Genomic DNA, 20,605 nt, shown 5'->3' with positions numbered 1-20,605 from the left:
CTGACAACCTCAGGCTGTCAGATAAGTGACAAACTCAGTAACCGTTGTCTTCACGGCTATCCGTTCGTAACACAATCAGCGCACATGAGTATGAACCATAGCGGCGAAGTTAACAGGAAATGCACGGTGATGCGTCCAGAGAGGCTGTCGCGCGCCAGCCTTATGGCTACTGATACAGAGGCCGAATGTTGGCCCTCATGTCACCGTCCAGCCAGCTAACCCCATTAAAATATCTGATACAACACGGCCACTTTTTCACTCCCCATTATTTATGGCTGCCCTGGCCATCCGGCAACAAAAACGTTGCCAGAATCACTAAGCGTAACGCTTTGCGTGGACGTTTTTGTGCAATCTGCTAATTTTTAAGCTGTTCCCCTGCTGCTGAGAAAAACAACAATATGATTAACACCCTTAAACTTTCCTCTGATTTTCGTCGCAGTTTCCTGCGTGAAGTCCTGGTGCCGCTGGTCGCTATCTTATTGCTGACGTTTGTAGGTGCAGGCGCTGCGCTCTTTGTTGGTACCTCACTCACCAATACGGAGGCCCGCCATCAGCAGCAACGGATGATTGAAGCCTCTTTTTCACAGAGTCTGAATGAGCATCTGCGCCAGCTGCATAGCCTGTCGCGCTGGGGACCCTTTGAGCAGCATCTGGCAGAGGGCAACAGCAGCAGGTGGCTGGATGAGAACATTGGGCTGTGGCTGTATGAGATGTTCGGCCATCAGCTGATTCTGGTGCTGGACCAGCAAAATCAGATTGTCAGAGTCTGGCGCGAAGGCCAGCCGGTCTCCGCCCCTGAAAATGACCCACTGATTGGTGAGGTGCTGCAAAGCCCGCTGGTCAACGATCCGGCGCGCCACGATAACGCGGATTATGCCCGTGTGACAAACCGGGCCGCCGCGCTGGCAGTAGGTAACATCCAGCGGGAGAGCAATGCCCTGCCGCGTTTCCGGCTGGTGAGCCTGAAATTTCTTGATGACGGCTATCTGGCGGGCCTGGCGGAACGCAATCAGCTGCAGGGGCTGCACTTCTCCGACGGCACGCCACAGCCGGGAATCGGTGCGCGCTATCTGCTGATCGCGCAGGCGGGTGAGGCGGTTGGCTATCTGAACTGGATCCCCTCCCGTCCCGGTGCGCAGATGCTGCGCACCATCGGGCCATCTACCGGGCTGGCGGTACTGGCGATATCCCTGCTGTGCCTTTATATGGTGCGGCGACTCTGGAACTCGTCGGTGAACCTCTCGCAATCCATGCTCAGGCTCGGCGCGTCGGAGGCTCAGGCACAGCACCTGGCGTTTCATGATGTGCTGACCGGCCTGCCGAACCGCGCACTGGTCGAAGACCGCTTAACCCAGGCGCTGGCTCTGGCGACGCGCCACGATCAGCGGGTGGCGCTGCTGCTCATCGACCTCGACCGCTTTAAAACCATCAACGACACTCACGGTCATCATGCCGGAGATGAACTGATCATCGCGGTCGCACAGCGCCTGAGCCGTATCGTGCGGGCCAGCGATACGGTAGGACGCATCGGCGGTGATGAATTTATCGTGGTGATGCCAGATGTCGATAATATCGGCCAGGTGCATAGCCTGGCGCAGCGCATTATCGATGAACTGAGTGAGCCTTTTACGCTGTTTGGCAGCGATGTCTGGAGTGGCGCCAGTATCGGACTGGCGCTGGCACCCAAAGATGGGGTTGATCGGCTGGAACTGATGCGCAAAGCGGATATTGCGCTGTATGAGGCCAAAAGCGGCGGGCGCGGCACGTATCGTCAGTTTGAACGGGCGATGGATGAGTCGGTGCGGACCCGACAGAACATCGCTGCCGACCTGCGTACGGCGCTACATAACCGTCATGGGCTGGAGGTGTGGTATCAGCCGCTGATGGATATTGGTGGTCAGCAGATGGTGGGCATCGAAGCGCTGCTGCGCTGGCACCATCCAGCCCGCGGCCTGATTGCGCCCGGTGAATTTATCGCGATTGCCGAAGAGACCGGCCTGATTATTCCGCTAGGCGAATGGGTGCTGGCTGAAGCCTGCGTCACTCAGCAACGTTTTCCCGAGCTGCTGGTGGCGGTCAACGTCTCGCCGGTGCAGTTCCGCTCTACCGGCTTTGTTGAGCGGGTGATGGCGATTGTCAGCCAGAACGGCGGCGATCCGAAGCGCCTGGAACTTGAGATCACCGAAGGGGTGTTAATCGAAGATGAACGTGAAGCACGCGCCATTATTGTGGAGCTGCGTGACGCGGGCTTCCGGATTGCGCTGGATGACTTTGGCACCGGTTACTCCAGCCTGAACTATCTCAGCAACTTTCCGGTGGATAAAATCAAAATCGATCGCTCATTCACCCAGTCGCTGGGCGTGGCGGAAAATTCAGTGGCGATTGTTGAATCGGTGGTGAAACTGGGTCATGCCATGAGTCTGATGGTGACAGCAGAAGGCGTCGAGACGCCAGGGCAGATGTCTGCGCTGGCAGATGCGGGCTGTAATCAGCTGCAGGGCTATCTGTTCAGTCAGGCGGTGCCCGCCGATCAGCTCGCAGCACTGATGAAAACGATTGCGCCAGATAACGCGCAGCACGAGTGATCGCTGATGTGGAAAGCCTGAGCGCAACTCTGTGCTCAGGCTTCCCGGCTGCGTGATGCATCTGAGATCAGAAGATCAACATCACCCTTCACCCGTTGTTGCGGGAAATTAAACCCCCAGGCTATCCAGCAGCGCGGCAGAATGGGCGACCGCGCCAAAGATGCCGCCCTGCATATGGATCATACTCAGCGCCGCCTCATGATGACGCAGCTCGGTCGCAGCACAGCAATCGGACAGCACCAGGCACTCAAAACCGCGATCGTTGGCTTCGCGCAGCGTGGTGTGGACGCAGACGTCGGTGGTAATACCGGTGAGGATCAGATTTCGGATGCCGCGACTGCGCAATATCAGCTCCAGATCGGTGGCATAAAACGATCCCTTACCCGGCTTATCAATCACCACTTCACCCGGCAGCGGTGCCAGCTCCGGGATAATCTCCCAGCCCGGTTCACCGCGCACCAGAATACGGCCGCACGGTCCCTCATCCCCGATCCCGGCGTTCATTCGCCGCGAGCGCCAGCGTTTGTTGGCGGGCAAATCACTGAGATCGGGCCGGTGCCCTTCGCGGGTATGAATAACCGGAAACTGCCGGGCGCGCATCGCCGCCAGCACCTGCTGCAACGGTGCGATGGGCGCGCGGGTCAGACTCACGTCATAGCCCATGCTGTCGACATAACCGCCCACGCCACAGAAGTCGGTCTGCATATCAATCACGATCAGCGCGGTGTCAGCCGGCGTAAAAGTGCCGTCAAACGGCCAGCCGTAGGGTGTTGAATTAACGCTGTAGTCGGGCATTGCTGTTCTCCATTACCGGGCGCGGCATGCGCATTTTGCTGATCACGCTGTAGCTGATGGCGGCGGTCACCAGACCAATAACCGCTTCACCAAATTGAGGGAAAGCGACGTGGGCGATCACCGCACACAAGCTGCCAATCGCCCAGGCGGCAAACGCATTACCACGAAAACGCTGCGCCGGACGCTGCTCGCTGATGCGCGCCATAAAAATTAAATCCACGATCATCACCGCACCAAACGGCGGCACCACAATGCCGAGCAGGCTGAGCCACTCCAGGAAGTAAGACCAGACGCCCGCCAGCGCCAGTACGCCGCCAATGGCACCCAGGATCAGCGTCCAGAGCCGCATTTTGCTGCTGAACAGATGACTGAAGCCCACCGCCCCGTTATAGAGGCAGTGTGTGCAGACCGATCCGAGATTGATAAAGACAAACAGGCAGGCCACTACCGACAAAAAGGCGCTGTGCCCCATCAGCATCGGCAGGAAGTTGCCGCCATTGGTCAGCGGATCAACTGCTGCGCCCACGGCCACAATCACCACACCGAACAGGTAAGAGATGACGTTAGCGACCGGGAAGGCAGAGAACGCGGCGATCACCGCCGAACGGCCATTCTTCGACCAGCGGGTAAAGTCAGCGGTCATGGTGCCGGAGTCAGCAAAACCGGCTACCACCATGGTGACGGCGGTGCCCATACTCATTGCACCGGCTGCGCTGGCGCTGCCCTTCCACTGCGTCACCACGGAGAAGTCGTGCTGCTTGCTAATCAGCCACAGCGCCACCATTCCCAGCACCACAAACAGCGGCGCGGCGATCATCCCCAGCACCGACAGCGCCCGCACGCCCAGGAACGTGATGCCGGTATAGAGGATCATGGCAAAGGCCGTCACCGCCAGCGCATTCCAGCCAAAGGTCTGATTAATGACCGTGCCGGTAAGGCCGGTCTGGAAGGCATACCAGCCGATCACCACCGTCGAGAGAAAACCCGAGACCAGGATGTAGCCTTTGCTGCCAAAGGTGCGTCTGGCCTGCAGGGCGAAATTCATTCCGCTGTTACCGGCGTACCAGCTCAGCGCGCCGACATAGGCGAACAGCACCAGGTTTCCCAGCAGAATGGCGATCAGCGCAGGCCAGAACCCCAGATGCCAGGTGATGATGCCGCCAAACAGCGCATTGGTGAGGATCATCGGAAATCCAAACCAGACGGCCGAGACGGAGCGGGTAGAATGACGGTGCGACAGCGGTACCGGCTGATGTTCAAACTCCTGCTCCAGCGCAGGCGTAGTAGACGTTTTCATTGGGCGATTCCGGGTTGAAGGTGATTCCACGGCTGAATGCGCTCGAAAGCGGCACTGGCAGCCAGCACTAAGGCATCATCAAGATGACGTCCGACAATCTGCAGACCGACGGGCAAGCCGCTGGCGGTAAAACCGGCGGGCACGGACGCGGCGGGCTGACCGGTGAAGTTGAACGGGTAGCAGAACGAGAGCCAGTGATCGCTGCGGACCATGCGGCCATCAATGATCTCCGGTCCCTGCATCCCCAGCGGAAACGGCGGCACCGCCAGCGTTGGGGTAATCAGCAGGTCAAAGCGCTGCATAAAGCGCCACAGGCAGTTGCTGACCGCTTTTCGGGTGGTGATGGCATCGGTGAAGTTTTCCGCCCGCCAGTCGCGCTGCAGCATGGCGACCAGATGCGGCGACATCTCGCTGCCCTGCTCCGCCAGCATCCGGCGCATACCGGTGAGATCGCTCTCCATCGCCACCAGCGCGCCAAAGGCCGCCGACGGATCAGGGAAGCCCGGATCGGCCAGTTCCAGTTCAGCACCGATTTCAGCGGCAAAACGCTGCACCGCCGCGCTGACCACTGCCCGCACTTCCGGGTCAACGGCCACATAGCCAAAATCCGCGCTGAAGGCGATACGCAGTTTGCCTGACAGATGGAGTGGCGCGCCCAGCCAGTCGACATCGCTGCAGGGAATTGAGTGGCGATCGCGCATATCCGGTCCGGCCATCAGCGACATCATCAGCACGGCATCGCGCACGCTGCGCGTCATCGGACCGATGTGCTCCAGTGACTCCCAGCTCGACACGCCGGGATAGCGTTCATCACGGCAGCCGGGCCAGAGCGGCACCCGGCCCATCGACGCCTTGAAACCGAAAATACCGCAGTGCGCCGCCGGAATACGTACCGACCCGCCGCCGTCGCTGCCCAGTGCAATCGGGCAAAGCCGCGCCGCCACCGCCGCACCCGAACCAGCGCTGGACCCTCCTGGCGTCATGCTCAAATCCCAGGGATTCCGTGGCGACGGAAACAGCGGATTGTGCCCGACCCCGCTGTAGCCAAACTCCGGTGCGGTGGTTTTGCCAAGCAGAATGGCGTCGGCGGCCAGCAACCGTTCCACCGTGATGTCATCATCTTCCGGCACGAAATCTTTGTACGCCACCGAACCGGAGGTGGTTCTGACGTTTGCGGTGCAGATTAAATCCTTCACCGCCAGCGGTACGCCCGCCAGCGCGCCCAGTGTTTCTCCGCGTGCCCGTCGGGCATCCACGGCTCTGGCCTGTGCCATCGCCAGTTCAGGCGTCGGGGTACAAAAAGCCTGTATCGCCGGTTCCCGCTGTTCCATCCGCGCCAGCGCCGCCACGGTCAGCTCGCACGCCGACACGTCCCCGCTGCGAATCAGAGCGGCCATCGTGGTGGCATCTTCGTCTAATAAGGAGTCAAACATGGGTTACCTCGCCAAAAGTGTACCTGTCAGCTAGTGCATGAAGCGTGCCAGTTAGCGGTGAATCAACCGGTCTGAGGTGGGGATGCCAGATGGAATACGGGCTGGGATACAAGATCGAATTCTTATGATGCCAGGTGCAGGCGGCTGTTTATTTTTCCAGCACGATGATGGCGCAGGGCTGCGCGATAAGGGGGCGTGTGGTTCCTGAGCTCGTTTCATGCCAAAGCTCAGTCAATCGCTGGATGGTTTTTGATCAGTAAATGTAGAGAATTCTCGCTACATGCGATATATTGGCGATATTCGATATTTGTATTTTGCCAGCAGGAGTAAAATCATGATCAGGTCTGATAAAACCACTGGCTTCGACGTTATTCCAGTGCCGGCAGGCAGCATTTCCTCTTCCCGGTCTCAGGGTGGGCAAGCAGAGATCACAGTCTCAGTCCCGCACTGCCATGATGAGCCAGCGCAATACTATGTGGTAAAACGGCCAGTCTCTGTGGATGAAGCCGCCTTTAAAATCGCACTGGATGCCGCATTCCGGGCCGTATCGGGCGTAAGTCAGCTCGCCAGTCACGGTAAGTCGCCTTTCAGCGCTGTCGACATGGCGACAGCAGAACAGACCAGACAGCCTGTCACGATTAATAACACCGCAAAGCTGGAACAACTCAGGAAGCATATTCTGGACGACAGCGAGTGGTTGCCTGCGCAGGAAGTTTCACGCCGTGCCGGGAGCAGCGCCACTGTGAAAAATCCAAGCGGATTACCTAACCGGTGGAAGCGAACCGGAAAGATTTTTGCCCTTTCCTTTGAAGGCAGGGATCTCTATCCGGCCTATGGGCTGGACGTTGGCGGGCAGCCATTGCCGCTGATGAAAAAAATCATCGCGCTGTTTGGAGAATCAAAAACGCCATGGACCCTGGCCGTCTGGTTTGGCACGCCAAATAGCTGGCTTGGTAATGAAAAGCCTAAAAATCTCATGACGTTCGAACCGGAAAAAGTACTGGAGGCGGCACAGCGGGCAAAGGAAGGTCCGGTTCATGGCTAAAAAGATCAAAACACCCTGCAAAGATGATGATTTATCGGCCTCTCTGGTCACCTGGCCGAAAGGTAAAACTATTGACCGCATTCACTGGTCGCAGTATGGCGCCGCGGAGTTCAATCCAGGAAAAGGCGTGGGACGTTTCAGCCCAATCACTGACCATGCGGGTCGCATCATCCCGACGCTTTATGGCGGTAAAACGCTGTCGGTTGCTCTAATGGAGACGGTATTACACGATCTCCCTACGCCTTGTGAAAATGCGCCCGTTGACCTCACAGTTCTGAATAAGCTGTCCCACAGTCAGCTCACCCCTAAAGTAGAGATTAAGCTGGTGGACCTCAATCCACGCTTTATGAAAAGACATGGCATTACGCAAGGTGAGCTGCTGGGTTCAACTGCTGATCACTACCCTGAAACCCAGCAATGGGCAGAGCAAATACATCATTCTAATCCGGATGCACAGGGGATTCAGTGGTCTTCCAGGCAGCATGGCGATAAGGCGTTAATGCTTTTTGGCGATCGTATCTGTGCTGAAGATTTGGACATTACGCTTAACGCTCAACCTGCTTCGGAGTCAGCAGATGTCGAACATGAACTCAGCGCACTGGCGAATGAGATGGCGCTGATTCTGCTCACTGGATTTTAGCGTAATGCCCTGAAATGCTATGTCCGGAATTTTAATACCCTCTCAACCAGGCAAAACACGCGTAGTTGGCATTAAAGGATCGGCCGTGCTCAATCGGTTTTTCAGTTCGCCTGCAGAAATAGCATTCATGCCCTGTCACCTCTACTCCGGAAAATCTGTCTCCACTGACGTCTGTTTCCACGCTTCGATCTCAGCCAGCCGCTCTTTGAGCTTGCTGGTTACGGCATCATGGCCCCAGGCGCCCATTACCAGATGGCGTGGCGGGTTATCATGCTCAGTGATGGCAATCATCGCAGTGGCGGCCCGCGCCGGATCGCCCTTCTGAGTACCGCTGTATTCGGCGGTGGCTTTCATCCGTGCGGCTGCAGTCTCTGCATAGTCTGGCAGCGTGCTCGGCGTCTGATGCAGGGAGCGTCCGGCCCAATCGGTGCGGAACGGACCTGGCTCAACACAGGTGACGCGAATGCCCAGCGGTCCCGCTTCCAGCGCCAGCGAATCTGACCAGCCTTCCACCGCATGTTTACTGGCAGAGTAGTAGCCTGAGCTGGCAAAACCAATTAAGCCTGCCACCGAGGTAATGTTGATGACGTGGCCGCTGCGCGCCTTTCTCATCGCGGGCAGCACGGCGCGGGTCAGGGCAAACAGGCCAAAGACGTTGGCGTCAAACTGCGCGCGGATTTCGCTTTCCACACCCTCTTCCACCGAGCTCTGATAGCCGTAACCGGCGTTGTTTACCAGCACATCAATGGTGCCGAACCTATCGAGTGCCGTTTTGACGGCCTGGTCGATGCTCGCCTGGTGGGTCACATCCAGCGCTACTGCCAGCGCGTTGTCATGTCCCTCAACCAGATCGGCTATGGAAGAGGTATCACGTGCCGTCACGACGACCTTAAAACCACGCGCGATGGTCTGCTGCGCCAGTTCACGACCAAATCCGGTCGAACATCCCGATATTAACCAGACAGGGCTGGAGTGAGCAGTCATGGTAAGACTCCCGTTGATGATGATGAAGTGACTGGAGACCCGGACGCGAGTGCATCCGGGATTTAAGGTTAGCGAGGCGCGACCGCCCCACTTAGCCCTTAATGCTTTTTATTGAACAGCTGGCTGGCGGTGTCGCTGATGATCTGTGCCGCACCGCGATCGCCTTTCACCATTGACGCCATAAAGGTTTTCGCCTGTTTAAAGGTGATGTGCGGCGGTAACGGGGCAACTTCCGGATCGGTTTTCACCTCCAGCAATACCGGGCGATCGGCGCTGAGCGCACGCTGCCATGCCGCCGCCAGATCGTCAGGATTATCGACAAAAATACCGACCATTCCCAGCGACTGCGCAAACTCAGCATATTTCACATCCGGCAGTTGCTGCGAGGCGTCAAAGCGGGGATTCCCCTCCATGACCCGCTGCTCCCAGGTGACCTGATTGAGATCCTGGTTGTTGAACACGCAGACGATCAGGCGTGGATCGGCCCACTGCTGCCAGTATTTCTGGATGGTGATCAGCTCCGCCATGTTGTTCATCTGCATCGCACCGTCACCCACCAGCGCCACCACCGGTTTGTCGGGGTGGGCAAATTTTGCGGCAATCGCATAAGGCACCGCCGCGCCCATACAGGCCAGACCGCCGGAGAGCGAGGCGCGCTGACCCTGCTTAACCCGATAGTCGCGGGCGAACCAGTTGGCACAGGAACCGGAGTCCGAGGTGACAATGGCGTTATCCGGCAGTTGTGGCGACATCTCCCACACCACCCGCTGCGGGTTGACCGGATTAGCGGGTGCCATGGCGCGCTCTTCCATCAGCGTCCACCAGTCGCGCACCTGAAGCGCAATATCTTCCTGCCAGCTGCGATCCTCTTTGTGCTCCAGCAGCAGCAGCAGGGCGCGCAGGGTTTCAGCCGCATCGCCATGCAGATTCACTTCGCTGGGATAGCGCAGGCCGAGCATGGCGGGATCGATGTCTATCTGCACCGCACGCGCCTTGCCCTCTTCCGGCAGGAACTCTGTCCATGGGAAGCCGCTGCCGATCATCAGCAGGGTGTCGCAGTTCTGCATTAAATCGGATGAGGGCTTCGTGCCCAGCAGGCCAATCGAACCGGTCACAAACGGCGCATCGTCCGGCAGCACATCTTTGCCCAGCAGCGCTTTTGCCACGCCCGCACCCAGCACATTGGCGACCTGTACCACCTCGACGGCGGCGTTACGTGCGCCTGCGCCAATCAGAATCGCCACTTTTTTGCCGGCGTTCAGCACCTCAGCGGCGCGTTGCAGATCCGCTTCATAAGGGATCACTTTGGGACGCTGATAGCCGCTGCCGGAATGGGTAAAACCGTGCAGATGCTGCGGCGGCTGCCACTCTTCATCCTGAATATCTTTAGGGATGATGATCACCGCCACGCCGTTTTGCGCTTTGGCGATGCGCACGCCCCGGTCGAGCAGATGGCGAACCTGGGTTGAAGTCGAAGCTTCCTGAACGAAGTTGGCAACGTCCGAGAAGATGCGATCCAGGTTCATCTCCTGCTGATAACTGGAGCCGCGCGCGGTCGCTTCCGCCTGTCCGGCAATCGCCAGCACCGGAGCATGATCCATTTTGGCGTCATAGAGTCCGGTCAGCAGATGGGTCGCGCCCGGCCCGCCGGTAGAGAGGCAGACGCCCAGCTCACCGGTGAATTTGGCGTGTCCTGCCGCCATAAAGGCCGCCATCTCTTCGTGGCGTACCTGAATAAATTCGATGCCGTCGCCTTTGGCGTTAGCACGCTGAATGGCGCCCAGCACCCCATTGATGCCATCTCCCGGATAGCCATAGATGCGTGTGACGCCCCACTCTTTCAGGCGCTGGACAAAAAAATCACTGGTTTTCATGCTCATCGTCGCGTTTCCCCTTGTAGTCCATGCAGACTTAAAGCGTAGTAGACGATGCGCAATCGCCGTTAATTGTTCGCCATTGCCGGGTATCGCTGACGCAAATCACTGAATATTTGTGCCATATCCGCCGTTTCGCCTATCTCTGCCACCGCCCGGAATACCTGGGTTTTCAGGAAGTGACGCCAGCTCACCGGCGCGCTTGCCAGAAAGGCGGTAAGTAACTGATAACGCTGTGGCGTCCAGAGCGTTTCGAAGCGACTCCGTGCTTCGCCGTGCTCAAAATGGTGCGCAGCCTGCTGCGGCATCGTGGCGCGCAGGTGCTCCGTTGCTGCCCGATCCACGTGGTGATCAACCACTACCACGCCATACTGCGTCCTGGCTGCCGCGACGCTGAGATAACCGCAGCGCACATCCTGCATCACCGCATCGGCATCGCGCTGTGTCGGCAGGCCATAACCGCCCGCGCCGGGTCCGCGCACTTCGACCACGTCACCCGGCAGGCAGTGGATCACATCAGTGTTACCGTGATTGATGATCTCACCGTCGCGCCGGGTACGGAAGTAAGAGAGCGCCCCACTCTGGCCGCCGACGACGCCCGCCGAGGCAAACACCGATCGGTTACGGTTGCGCGCGGTAATGGTGGTATTGGGCGAGAAAATCTCAAACGCCATTTCGGTGGCTAAACCGCCGCGATAGCGACCCGCTCCGGCGCTGTCCTGGGCCAGTCCGTAGCGATGAAAGCGGATTGGCACTTCCGCTTCGTTGATCTCAATCGGGGTGTTTTTCAGAAAGGCTGAAAGACCGCCGGAGCCGTCAGGCCCGTCGTGACGCGGCGTGCCACCCGCGCCGCCGCCCACCGGACCCAGCGAGGCGACCACGCTGCGATTCTGCGTCTGGGTACGGATGTTCATGATTGAGTTGCCGCCCGGTGAATTCGCGGGCAAACGCTCCGGCATCGCCAGCGAGAAGACGCCGATAGTGGCAATCTGCGACAGTGCACAGGTCAGCGAGCGCATCCCTACCGCTGCGGGCGCTTCACAGTTCATGACCGTTCCAGGCGGCAGGATTGCCCGGGTGGGTCGCAGCGTACCGGCGTTAAGCAGCAGTGAACGGTCCAGCGTAGAGAGCACATAGGTAACACCCACCAGCGCCAGCGGATGCCGCTCACGTCCGCCAGTCGGCATATTCAGCGACGAGGCCAGCTGCGGATCGCTGCCGGTGTAGTCCAGCTCCAGCTGATCGCCCTGCACCCGCAGAGTAATGGCGATACGGCAGGGATAACCGCCCTCGCCATCTTCATCGGCGTAGTCGGCATAGAAGTATTCCCCGTCGGGAATGGTTTTGATAATGCTGCGCGCCTGCGCTTCGGCGTAATCGAGAATGCCCTCAATGCCCTGCAAAAAGTCGGCGATGCCAAAGCGGGCAATAATGTCGTGGATTTTACGCTCGCCGACGTTCACCGACGCCAGCTGGGCTTTGAAATCGCCCCAGTTCTGATCCGGCACCCGCACATTGAGCCGCATGATACTGGCGACCTCTTCGTTGAGCTGACCCTGCCGCATGATCTTCAGCGGCGGGATGCGAATCCCCTCCTGCACGATATCGGTCAGCGAGCGCGACAGCGAGGCAGGCACCGCGCCGCCGACGTCGGTGTTATGAATGTGGCCCACCACGAAGCAGACAATTTCACCCTGGTGGAACACCGGTTTCCAGATATGGATATCGGGCGAGTGGGTCGCCACGTTGCCGGCGTAAGCGTCGTTGGTAATGCAGATGTCGCCGTCAGCGTACTCTTCAATCAGTGCCAGCACCGGCGCATAGTCGATGCCGCTGTACCAGGGCGCGCCGAAGCTGCGCGGCGAGGCAAACGCCAGGCCGCTGCGGCTGACAATCTGGCAGGAGAAATCTTCCGTCTCTTTAACAAAGGTGGAGTGCGCCGTGCGCATCAGGGTAAAGGCCATCGCATCGGCAGCGGCGGCGCAGTAGTTCGCCAGGATCTGTAAGTTACGTCCATCAATCGCCATGTTATGCCTCGTTCGCCGTGATCAGCAGATTACCGAATGAATCGACCGTGACGCCCATGCCGGGCGGCACGCAGGTGGTGCAGTCATCCTGGGCGATGATGACCGGGCCACTGAGCTGATGGCCGGCACGCAGCACCGAACGCAGCACTAAATCAACCTGATGCCAGCCGCCGTCGATCCACGCCCTGGTCTGTTTCAGTACCGGCACCGGTTCCGTGGCCGGAGCCAGTGGGTTAATCACCGGTTTCGGCGTCGGTGAGGCAATCACCAGCCTCAGGTTGATCAACTGCACCGGCGCCTGCGGGTCACAGTGACCAAACAGCTGCTGGTGCTGGCGATCAAAGGCGTCATGCAGCGCAGTGAAATCCGCCTGCGCCAGCCAGTTCGTCTCCAGTGGTACATCGATCTCAAACGACTGACCGCGATAGCGCATATCCGCGCTGAACTGCAGGCTGTAAGGCATGTCGCTGCCGTGCTCCTGTGCCAGCCAGCCACAGGCGCGCTGCTGTAATGCTTCGGCTTCACTGGCCAGGGTGTCGGCCAGGGCGGGCGTCAGATCGCCGTAGAGCGTGCGGATAAAGTCGTTACGAATGTCCGCCACCAGCCCGCCCAGCGCGGACAGCACGCCCGGCGTCGGCGGTACAATTACCCCTTTCATATTCAGTTCGCGGGCCAGAAAACAGCCCATCATCGGACCCGCTCCGCCAAAGGCGAGGAACCAGAATTCACGCGGATCGAGACCAAAGCGCGACAGCAGGCCGCTGGTGTCGCTGTACATGCTGGAGATCGCCAGCTGGATGGCGGTTTCCGACGTTTCCTGCACCGTGACGCCAAGCGCATCGGCCAGCGGTTGCCAGGCCGCACAGGCGGCGTCCACATCAACAGTGACGGCGTTATAACCGAGCGCGCCATGACCCATCATGCCGCAGGCGGCGAACGCATCGGTGGCAGTGGGTTGCGTGCCGCCGCGCTGAAAGCAGACCGGGCCAGGCAGCGATCCGGCACTGTCCGGGCCCATCTGCAGCACGCCCTGACCATCGATCCACGCCAGCGAGCCGCCGCCCTGACCCACCGAGGTGACGGCGACAGAAGGAATAAAGATCGGGAAATCCCCGATAATTTCGCCGTTGCCCTGCGCCACTTTGCCGTCGATGATCACCGCCACGTCGGCGCTGGTGCCGCCGATATCCAGGCTGAGGATTTTGTCAAAACCGCAGGCGCTGGCGAGATAGCTGGCACCAATCACCCCGGATGCGGTGCCGGAGAGCACCATCTGCACGCATTCGCGTTTCGCCTGATCGACGCCCATCACCCCGCCGTTGGATTTGGTGATGCGCGGAGGCGGCCTGACGCCGAGCCGTTGCAGCGCCTGCTCAAAGGATTCCAGGTAGTGGATCACCATCGGCTGCACGTAGGCATTAATGGTGGCGGTAATGGTGCGTTCATATTCACGGATGATCGGCCAGATGTCAGCGGAACAGGAGGTCAGCAGCTCGGGTGCCACCTCGTCGATAATCGCCTTCACCGCCGCTTCATTGTGCCGGTTGCGATAGCTGTGCAGCAGCGACACCACAATGCCCTGACAACCTGCCGCGCGTGCCTGAGCGATTGCGTCGAGCACGCTTTGACGATCAGGCGCTTGCAGCACGTTGCCGTGCGCGTCACTGCGTTCACGGATGGCAAACACCCGATCGCGGGTGATTAGCGGAGCAGGACGCCGGGAGAAAAGATCGTGAATATGCGGGATTTTAAGCCGGGCCAGCTCCAGGACATCGCAGAAGCCCTCCGTGGCGAACAGTGCCAGCCGCACACCACGCCGCTGGATCACCGCGTTAATGCCTACCGTGGTGCCGTGGGTGAAGTAGCCTATCTCAGCGGGGTCAATGCCCTGATGCTGCTGAAACTGCGCCAGCCCGGTAACGATTTCGCTGCCTGGCTGATCCGGTCGCGACAGGACTTTCAGGGTGTGAATCTGGTTCGTTTGCTGATCGAGCACGGCGAAATCGGTAAAGGATCCACCAATATCCACGCCAACGCGGTATCGCATATCGGGGTAACTCCAGTGTCAGGAAGGGGGGAATTCCATCAGCGCCTCAGGATGCTGCACCACACGCCAGCCGAGCCGCTGATAGACCTGATGGGCATCCTGGGTTGAGAGCATCCAGCGATGCACCGTTTGCAGCTCCGGGTGTTCACGGACGCAGGTTGCCAGCCAGCTGCCCAGCCCGTGACCGCGCCAGTTTTCATCAATCATTACGTCGCACAGCCAGCCAAACCGGGTGTAGTCAGTAATCAGTCGGGCAAAGCCAATCTGGCTCTGCTGGTGATAGAGGCCAAACGGCAGCGAACCGGCAATCGCCCGCACGGTTTTGGCCAGCGGCTGGCCTTTGGCCCAGTAGGATTTCTCCGCCAGCTGGATGTGGATCCACGCCAGGTCGAGCCGCTGGCGGCTGGTGGAGACAGTGAACGCCTCGCGCTGCCACTGCTGGTCAGCAATCTGCAATGAGTCCATGACAACTCCTTGTATCGGTCGAAAACAGTGTAAAAGGGTTCGCCCAACGCTTGAGGCTGTAGCGCGCCACAGAACCGGCTGTTGCGACTGAATTTTGCCTCATGAAGAAATTTTATGCTGAGGGGGCATCTTGCAGATTAACGGGAGAAGTGAAGCGGATGGGCGAACAAAAGTGCGGCTGGGGTGAATCAGGAAAGAGTAAACAGAAACAAGGCAGGTGACGGCCCTCTCTCCACCGGTAAACATGGCGAGGGCGACGCCTGGCCGCCCGTTACACGCCGAACTCCACCGAATTGTGCTTGCCGATCAGCGATCGCAACGGCACGCTGCTTTTCATGATCGGGGATTTGATCACGATATAGCTGAAGTACTTATCGATGCCGATCTGAGCGTCGAGCATCTTCTCAATCACTTCCTGGTAATGTTCAATGCTGCGGGTAATAAAGCGCAGCAAATAGTCATAGCCGCCGGTAATCAGATGGCACTCCATCAGCTCATCGACGTCGCGCATCGCACTTTCAAATTTCATAAAGTCTTCGCGGCGATGGCCTGACAGGGTGACTTCGGTAAAGACCGTCACCGAATCGGTAATGCGGGTGAGATTAATGTGCGCTTCATAACCGGTGATAAAACCGGCCTGTTCCAGACGTTTGACCCGTTGCAGACAGGGACTGGGCGAAAGGCCTACGGCGTCGGCGAGGTTAACGTTGCTGATACGGCCATCTTTCTGGAGTTGCACCAGGATGTTGATGTCGATGCGGTCGAGTTTCATTAAGCCGTTCATAGCACCCCCCTCATTGTCAGAGCCTGTCCCGCCAGGCGTCATTGTTGCAGGCAGTCTGGAGACGGACAGCGCGGAACAACCGGCGCGTACATGGCGTACGTGAGGATTGTAAGCACTGACCAGGTTCAGACTGACAAATGAAATAGCCTGATGGGATAGACGCTTAATTAAATGTGCAGAACCTCCCGAAGGTATATCACGCTTTACCGTAAACGCGCCAGCGCTTCGCAGTGGTTATACCAGCGGGAGATTTTCAAATTACTTTAACAATATCAATGAGGAATGGCACTTTACCCCAACCGGCCTGTGGCGCGGGCCAGCGCAATATCGAAGATATGCAGCGCCTCTTCCAGCTGTGAGTCGGTAGTAACCAGCGGCGCCAGGAAACGGATGGTGTTGCGATGCAGGCCGCATTTGATCAGCAGCAATCCTTCCTGGCAGGCGCTGTCGAGGATCCTCTGGGTTAAGGCCGCATCCGGGCGACCGGTTTCGAAATCGAGGATCTCCACCGCCTGCATAAAGCCTACGCCGCGGACGTCACCGATGCAGGCATATTTATCCGCCAGTTGCCGCAGTCGTGCATTGAGTTGCTCACCAAGCTGGCAGGAGCGCTGCAACAGGTTTTCCTGCTCAAACAGATCCAGTACCGCCAGCGCCGCCGCACAGGCCAGTGCGTTGCCGCCATAAGTACCGCCTAACCCGCCAGGCGTCGGTGCATCCATGATCTCCGCACGCCCCACCACACCGGAAATCGGCAGACCGCCGCCCAGGCTTTTCGCCAGCGTGACTAAATCGGGTTTGATACCCAGTTGCTGGAAGGCGAACATCGTGCCGGTACGCCCGAAGCCGGACTGGATTTCATCACAAATCAGCAGAATACCGTGCTGGCTGGTGATGCGACGCAGCGCCTGCATAAATGCCGGGCCAGCGGGCAGGAAGCCGCCGTCGCCCTGAACCGGCTCAATGATAATTGCCGCGACCCGCTCCGGCAGGATCTGCACCGCGAACAGCTGATCCAGCGCTTTCAGGCAGTCCGCTTCAGTAATACCGTGCAGCGGGTTCGGGAAGGGCAGACGGTAAATATCGCCGGGGAACGGGCCAAAATTCTGTTTGTAAGGCGCGGACATGCCGGTCAGGGTGATACCCAGCAGGGTGCGGCCATGAAACGCACCATCAAAAGCGATGATGCCAGAGCGCTGGGTGTGTGAGCGGGCAATCTTCACCGCATTTTCCACCGCTTCCGCGCCGCTGGTAAAGAAGACGCTTTTGTACGCCTCATCGCCGCCCACCAGTTTGTTCAGCCGCTGCGCCAGCTCGATGTAGCCCGGATAGGCCACCACCTGAAAGCAGGCATGAGACACCAGACCGAGCTGGCGGGTCACCGCATTGACCACCGCCGGGTGATTGTGGCCGACATTCAGCACCCCGATGCCGCCGACAAAGTCGAGATAGCGATTGCCCTCCACGTCCCACACTTCACTGCCTCTGGCGCGTTCGATCACCAGCGGATGGGCGGTAACTACGCCGCGCGGCACGTTCTGCTCGCGTGCATCCAGTAACAGGCTGTTATCGGAGTATGCTTGCTGCTCTGCCATGACATTCTGCATTTTAAACCCTCATCCACGTAACGTTCGGTTGGCTCAAGTATCGCAACCCGCTGGTTTGTCACGCTGCCGTAATTCCTCAGACAGCGGCATTTCCTGTCAAAATCCTGCGGCATTCAGCAGGGAAATTTCTCTGCCAGCGCCTGACGAATCAGCGTGACAAAAACGTTAACGCCATGCGGGATCAGCGCATCGTTGAAGTCGTATGCAGCATGATGCAGCGGCTTGCAGGGTGCCGACCCCAGCCACAGATAGGCACCGGGCCGCGCCTGCAGCATAAAAGCAAAATCTTCTGAGGTAAGTGCGGGCTGGGGCGCGGCCTCAGCCTTAATGCCCGCCTGCGTCAGCGCCTGCAGGCAAAACTGCGCTTCAGCATTACTGTTCAGGGTCGCCGGGTAGTAGCGCAGATAGCTGACCTCTGCGTGCAAACCGTGGGCGGCGGTGATGTGCTCCGCCATCTGACGCAGTCGTGCTTCAATCGTCGCCTGCGCTGCAGGGCTGAAAGTGCGCACCGTGCCGGTGATGTTCGCCTCCGCCGGGATCATGTTGTGCGAAAAGCCGCCCTGCATCCGGGTGACGGTGAGCAGCGCCGTTTCGCACGGATCCAGCGCGCGTGAGACCAGAGTATTCAGCTGCACCACCAGCTCGCTGGTCGCCAGCAGAGTATCGCGCGTCAGATGCGGCTGCGCGGCATGACCGCCTCCGCCCAGTACCCGGATATCAAAACGGTCAGCCGCTGCCATGATCGCGCCAGGGCGGGTCTGTACCTGGCCGAGCGGCAGTTCCGGCCAGTTGTGAATGGCGTAGACCGCCTCGCAGGGAAAGCGGCTGAACAGGCCATCGTCAATCATCGCCTTTGCGCCCGCCAGCCCCTCTTCGGCGGGCTGGAAGATAAAGCAGACGCTGCCATCAAAGCTGACGTCGCGCGCCAGTTTTTCTGCCGCTCCCAGCAGCATCACGGTGTGACCGTCGTGGCCGCAGGCGTGGCTCACCTGCTCCGCGCGGCTTTGCCAGTCGGTGCCGCTCTGATCCTGCATCGGCAGCGCATCCATATCAGCCCGCAGGCCAATCATGCGTTCACTGCTGCCCTTTTTCAGTATCCCGACCACGCCGGTTTTACCGATGCCGCGATGCACCTCAATGCCCAGCTGTTGCAGAAAGTTCGCCACGATGTCGCTGGTGCGCTGCTCCTGAAAGCCCAGTTCCGGGTGCGCATGCAGGTCGCGGCGCAATGCCACCAGATGTTCCATCTTAATATCCTCGCGAACGGTCAATCTCACCGTGCAGCGGCTCGCCACGCTGATAGCGCCGCAGATTTTCCAGCAGTGCCGCAATGGCGCTCTCATTCTGCGTCTGGCTGGCGATGTGGGGTGTGAGCCAGATGGCGGGATGGTGCCAGAAGGGATGACCCGGCGGTAACGGCTCCGGGTTGGTCACATCGATCACGGCGGCACGGAGCTGCCCGCTCTCCAGCGCCTGCAGCAGATCGTCCTGATTCAGCTGGGGGCCGCGCCCGGCCTGCACCAGCGCCGCGCCCTGTGGTAGCTGATTAAACAGGGTGCGGTTAAGCAAACCCTGTGTGGTGTCAGTCAGCGGCAGCAGGCAGACCAGAATCTCGCTGTGCGCCAGAAACGCATCGAGCTGATCGTCACCGTGCCAGCAGCGGACGCCGGGAATCTGGCGCGGTGTGCGGCTCCAGCCAGCGCAGTCAAAGCCCAGCGCCACCAGCTGTTGCAATGCGGCCTGGCCCAGTTCGCCCAGCCCCATGACGCCTACCCGACGCTGCGCGGCAGGTAATATCGCGTGTGTCAGCCACTGCTGCTGGCGTTGCTGATGAAAATAGCGCGGCATGTCGCGATGCAGGCCGAGCACCGCGAAGGTGACATACTCCACCATGCCCTGGGTCAGGCCTGGCTCGATCATCCTGATCACCGGCAGGTCGGGCGGCAGCGCGCCAAGGTCAAACTGATCGGCCCCGGCACCCACGGAGAACAGTAGTTTCAGCCGGGGGAAAAGCACGGTGATGTCAGCCGGTGGCTGCCAGGCGACCAGCGCCTCAACCTGCTCTGGATCGCCGGTCTCAGGCCAGATATGCAGCTGAATGTCAGGCGCATGCGCTGCCAGCCAGCGCTGCCAGATGCGGCCACGTTCCGGCTCCGATTTATAGACGATATGCATCAGGCCATCGCCTGCGTCATCAGTCCAAACGCCTGCATACCCTGCGGTGTCCAGGGCGTGCCGCGCACCATAGTCGCAGGCGCATCGACCTGAGGGATGCCCAGGCTCTGTAGCCAGGCGGCCATCGGCAGCGCGGCATCGGTGTCGATGCGCAGGAATTCCCCCTGCAGCGGCTGCATCAGCGAGGCGACCAGCGCCTGCGCTACCGCGAAGTCTCCCGCGATGATCGGGCCTATCGCCCAGCCGTGACCAAAGCGGCGCAGGCTGGCGAAGCCCTGAATTTGCTGTTGGTCATCCTGCAACAGCACCGTCTGGCAGTCGCGCAGCAGGTGGTCGAACAGTGCCGGACGATGCATACCGTGCGCCTGCTGATCCAGCGTCACCAGTGTGGCGTGATCGGCCAGTGTTGCCGGACGCAGCTGCAGTCCCGCCGGGATCACGACGTCTGGAAGGGTGGTCACTGCGCGGGTCTGGTGCTGGCAAATTTCACCGCAACTGACAAACCCGAGTTTTTCATACAAACCTTTGCCCATTTCGGTGGCGTGCAGACGCACGTTACAGTCAGGCAATTTTTCCAGCTGCGCCAGCATCAGCTGTTTGCCCAGGCCACGCCCCTGCTGCTGGTTATCGACGATTACCAGTCCCAGCGTGGCGGCGCGCTCGCCCCAGCGCCAGAGCACCGCGCTCGCTATCAGCTTGCCCTGCTCTTCAATCACCGTACCCTCGCCCAGCTGCAGCGCCAGCTGCCAGTCCTCACGTCGATGGGGCCATTTAAGTGCCTGCGTTAAGGTGAAACAGTGGTCGATATCGTCCGGCGTCATTGCGCGTATTTTCAGGCTCATTGCAG

General features: G+C 59.4%; 16 protein-coding genes. 3 read left to right on the top strand and 13 right to left on the bottom strand.

All coding sequences use genetic code 11. The features are described from left to right. Positions 1-398 precede the first annotated feature (398 nt). Positions 399-2,585 (top strand): putative bifunctional diguanylate cyclase/phosphodiesterase, encoded by a 2,187-nt coding sequence (locus OK409_RS02590; RefSeq protein ID WP_264366717.1) that lies wholly within the window; start codon positions 399-401, stop codon positions 2,583-2,585. A 108-nt stretch (positions 2,586-2,693) separates the two neighbouring features. Here OK409_RS02590 and OK409_RS02585 read toward each other — a convergent pair whose 3' ends face one another. From OK409_RS02585 to OK409_RS02575, 3 genes are read right to left on the bottom strand one after another with little or no spacing between them, the layout of a single operon-like run. Beyond that, complete coding sequence (locus OK409_RS02585; RefSeq protein ID WP_264366716.1) at positions 2,694-3,380, bottom strand: cysteine hydrolase family protein; 687 nt, start codon at positions 3,378-3,380, stop codon at positions 2,694-2,696. Further along, entirely contained in the window at positions 3,361-4,677 is a 1,317-nt protein-coding gene (locus tag OK409_RS02580; RefSeq protein WP_264366715.1) for a purine-cytosine permease family protein, read from the bottom strand. Before OK409_RS02580 ends, OK409_RS02585 begins: the two co-directional genes overlap by 20 nt. Continuing rightward, positions 4,674-6,110, bottom strand: coding sequence for an amidase (locus tag OK409_RS02575; RefSeq protein ID WP_264366714.1), 1,437 nt, complete (start codon positions 6,108-6,110; stop codon positions 4,674-4,676). Before OK409_RS02575 ends, OK409_RS02580 begins: the two co-directional genes overlap by 4 nt. Before the next feature lie 280 nt (positions 6,111-6,390). Here OK409_RS02575 and OK409_RS02570 point away from each other — a divergent pair, with 280 nt between their 5' ends. Together OK409_RS02570 and OK409_RS02565 are read left to right on the top strand one after the other, a co-directional pair. After that, positions 6,391-7,155: a hypothetical protein gene (locus OK409_RS02570; protein WP_232526429.1), complete on the top strand. Its 765-nt coding sequence runs from the start codon at positions 6,391-6,393 to the stop codon at positions 7,153-7,155. Next, complete coding sequence (locus OK409_RS02565) at positions 7,148-7,795, top strand: RES family NAD+ phosphorylase (RefSeq protein WP_080694289.1); 648 nt, start codon at positions 7,148-7,150, stop codon at positions 7,793-7,795. The genes OK409_RS02570 and OK409_RS02565 overlap by 8 nt, the downstream gene beginning before the upstream one ends. 141 nt (positions 7,796-7,936) lie before the next feature. Here the strand turns inward: OK409_RS02565 and OK409_RS02560 are convergent, their stop codons facing one another. The 10 genes from OK409_RS02560 to OK409_RS02515 all read right to left on the bottom strand — a co-directional run bounded on the left by OK409_RS02560 (position 7,937) and on the right by OK409_RS02515 (position 20,600). Then, positions 7,937-8,779, bottom strand: a complete 843-nt coding sequence (locus OK409_RS02560) for an oxidoreductase (protein ID WP_060680509.1) — start codon at positions 8,777-8,779, stop codon at positions 7,937-7,939. Between the two features lie 98 nt (positions 8,780-8,877). Continuing rightward, positions 8,878-10,659 carry a thiamine pyrophosphate-requiring protein gene (locus OK409_RS02555; RefSeq protein WP_264366713.1) on the bottom strand — a complete coding sequence of 594 codons (1,782 nt, stop codon included), beginning with the start codon at positions 10,657-10,659 and terminating at the stop codon, positions 8,878-8,880. A gap of 62 nt (positions 10,660-10,721) precedes the next feature. Continuing rightward, on the bottom strand, positions 10,722-12,680 hold the full coding sequence (locus tag OK409_RS02550; protein WP_069025135.1) for a hydantoinase B/oxoprolinase family protein: 1,959 nt from the start codon (positions 12,678-12,680) through the stop codon (positions 10,722-10,724). A 1-nt stretch (position 12,681) separates the two neighbouring features. Further along, complete coding sequence (locus OK409_RS02545) at positions 12,682-14,727, bottom strand: hydantoinase/oxoprolinase family protein (RefSeq protein WP_264366712.1); 2,046 nt, start codon at positions 14,725-14,727, stop codon at positions 12,682-12,684. A gap of 18 nt (positions 14,728-14,745) precedes the next feature. Then, positions 14,746-15,192, bottom strand: coding sequence for a GNAT family N-acetyltransferase (locus tag OK409_RS02540; protein ID WP_060680517.1), 447 nt, complete (start codon positions 15,190-15,192; stop codon positions 14,746-14,748). Between the two features lie 271 nt (positions 15,193-15,463). Continuing rightward, positions 15,464-15,976, bottom strand: a complete 513-nt coding sequence (locus tag OK409_RS02535; protein WP_010247853.1) for an Lrp/AsnC family transcriptional regulator — start codon at positions 15,974-15,976, stop codon at positions 15,464-15,466. 290 nt (positions 15,977-16,266) lie between these two features. Then, positions 16,267-17,583 carry a 4-aminobutyrate--2-oxoglutarate transaminase gene (gene gabT, locus OK409_RS02530; protein WP_172608031.1) on the bottom strand — a complete coding sequence of 439 codons (1,317 nt, stop codon included), beginning with the start codon at positions 17,581-17,583 and terminating at the stop codon, positions 16,267-16,269. Between the two features lie 113 nt (positions 17,584-17,696). Continuing rightward, positions 17,697-18,830 (bottom strand): M20 aminoacylase family protein, encoded by a 1,134-nt coding sequence (locus OK409_RS02525; protein WP_033767683.1) that lies wholly within the window; start codon positions 18,828-18,830, stop codon positions 17,697-17,699. 1 nt (position 18,831) lies between these two features. After that, complete coding sequence (locus tag OK409_RS02520; RefSeq protein WP_264366711.1) at positions 18,832-19,758, bottom strand: 2-hydroxyacid dehydrogenase; 927 nt, start codon at positions 19,756-19,758, stop codon at positions 18,832-18,834. Continuing rightward, positions 19,758-20,600 (bottom strand): GNAT family N-acetyltransferase, encoded by an 843-nt coding sequence (locus tag OK409_RS02515; protein WP_264366710.1) that lies wholly within the window; start codon positions 20,598-20,600, stop codon positions 19,758-19,760. The genes OK409_RS02520 and OK409_RS02515 overlap by 1 nt, the downstream gene beginning before the upstream one ends. Positions 20,601-20,605 lie beyond the last annotated feature (5 nt).

Source organism: Pantoea sp. RG18, assembly GCF_025910075.1.
GTDB lineage: Bacteria > Pseudomonadota > Gammaproteobacteria > Enterobacterales > Enterobacteriaceae > Pantoea > Pantoea agglomerans.
The sequence above is the reverse complement of the archived record's forward strand: the minus strand, read 5'-3'. Positions and strand labels throughout refer to the sequence as shown.

What these genes read in the sequence shown, in the direction of transcription:
- OK409_RS02580 (WP_264366715.1), bottom strand. Translation starts at nt 4,677, where the DNA reads ATGAAAACGTCTACTACGCCTGCGCTGGAGCAGGAGTTTGAACATCAG.
- OK409_RS02550 (WP_069025135.1), bottom strand. Translation starts at nt 12,680, where the DNA reads ATGGCGATTGATGGACGTAACTTACAGATCCTGGCGAACTACTGCGCC.
- OK409_RS02560 (WP_060680509.1), bottom strand. Translation starts at nt 8,779, where the DNA reads ATGACTGCTCACTCCAGCCCTGTCTGGTTAATATCGGGATGTTCGACC.
- OK409_RS02545 (WP_264366712.1), bottom strand. Translation starts at nt 14,727, where the DNA reads ATGCGATACCGCGTTGGCGTGGATATTGGTGGATCCTTTACCGATTTC.
- OK409_RS02535 (WP_010247853.1), bottom strand. Translation starts at nt 15,976, where the DNA reads ATGAACGGCTTAATGAAACTCGACCGCATCGACATCAACATCCTGGTG.
- OK409_RS02590 (WP_264366717.1), top strand. Translation starts at nt 399, where the DNA reads ATGATTAACACCCTTAAACTTTCCTCTGATTTTCGTCGCAGTTTCCTG.
- OK409_RS02520 (WP_264366711.1), bottom strand. Translation starts at nt 19,758, where the DNA reads ATGCATATCGTCTATAAATCGGAGCCGGAACGTGGCCGCATCTGGCAG.
- OK409_RS02515 (WP_264366710.1), bottom strand. Translation starts at nt 20,600, where the DNA reads ATGAGCCTGAAAATACGCGCAATGACGCCGGACGATATCGACCACTGT.
- OK409_RS02575 (WP_264366714.1), bottom strand. Translation starts at nt 6,110, where the DNA reads ATGTTTGACTCCTTATTAGACGAAGATGCCACCACGATGGCCGCTCTG.
- OK409_RS02555 (WP_264366713.1), bottom strand. Translation starts at nt 10,659, where the DNA reads ATGAGCATGAAAACCAGTGATTTTTTTGTCCAGCGCCTGAAAGAGTGG.
- OK409_RS02525 (WP_033767683.1), bottom strand. Translation starts at nt 18,830, where the DNA reads ATGGAACATCTGGTGGCATTGCGCCGCGACCTGCATGCGCACCCGGAA.
- OK409_RS02570 (WP_232526429.1), top strand. Translation starts at nt 6,391, where the DNA reads ATGCGATATATTGGCGATATTCGATATTTGTATTTTGCCAGCAGGAGT.
- OK409_RS02540 (WP_060680517.1), bottom strand. Translation starts at nt 15,192, where the DNA reads ATGGACTCATTGCAGATTGCTGACCAGCAGTGGCAGCGCGAGGCGTTC.
- OK409_RS02585 (WP_264366716.1), bottom strand. Translation starts at nt 3,380, where the DNA reads ATGCCCGACTACAGCGTTAATTCAACACCCTACGGCTGGCCGTTTGAC.
- OK409_RS02565 (WP_080694289.1), top strand. Translation starts at nt 7,148, where the DNA reads ATGGCTAAAAAGATCAAAACACCCTGCAAAGATGATGATTTATCGGCC.
- gabT (WP_172608031.1), bottom strand. Translation starts at nt 17,583, where the DNA reads ATGCAGAATGTCATGGCAGAGCAGCAAGCATACTCCGATAACAGCCTG.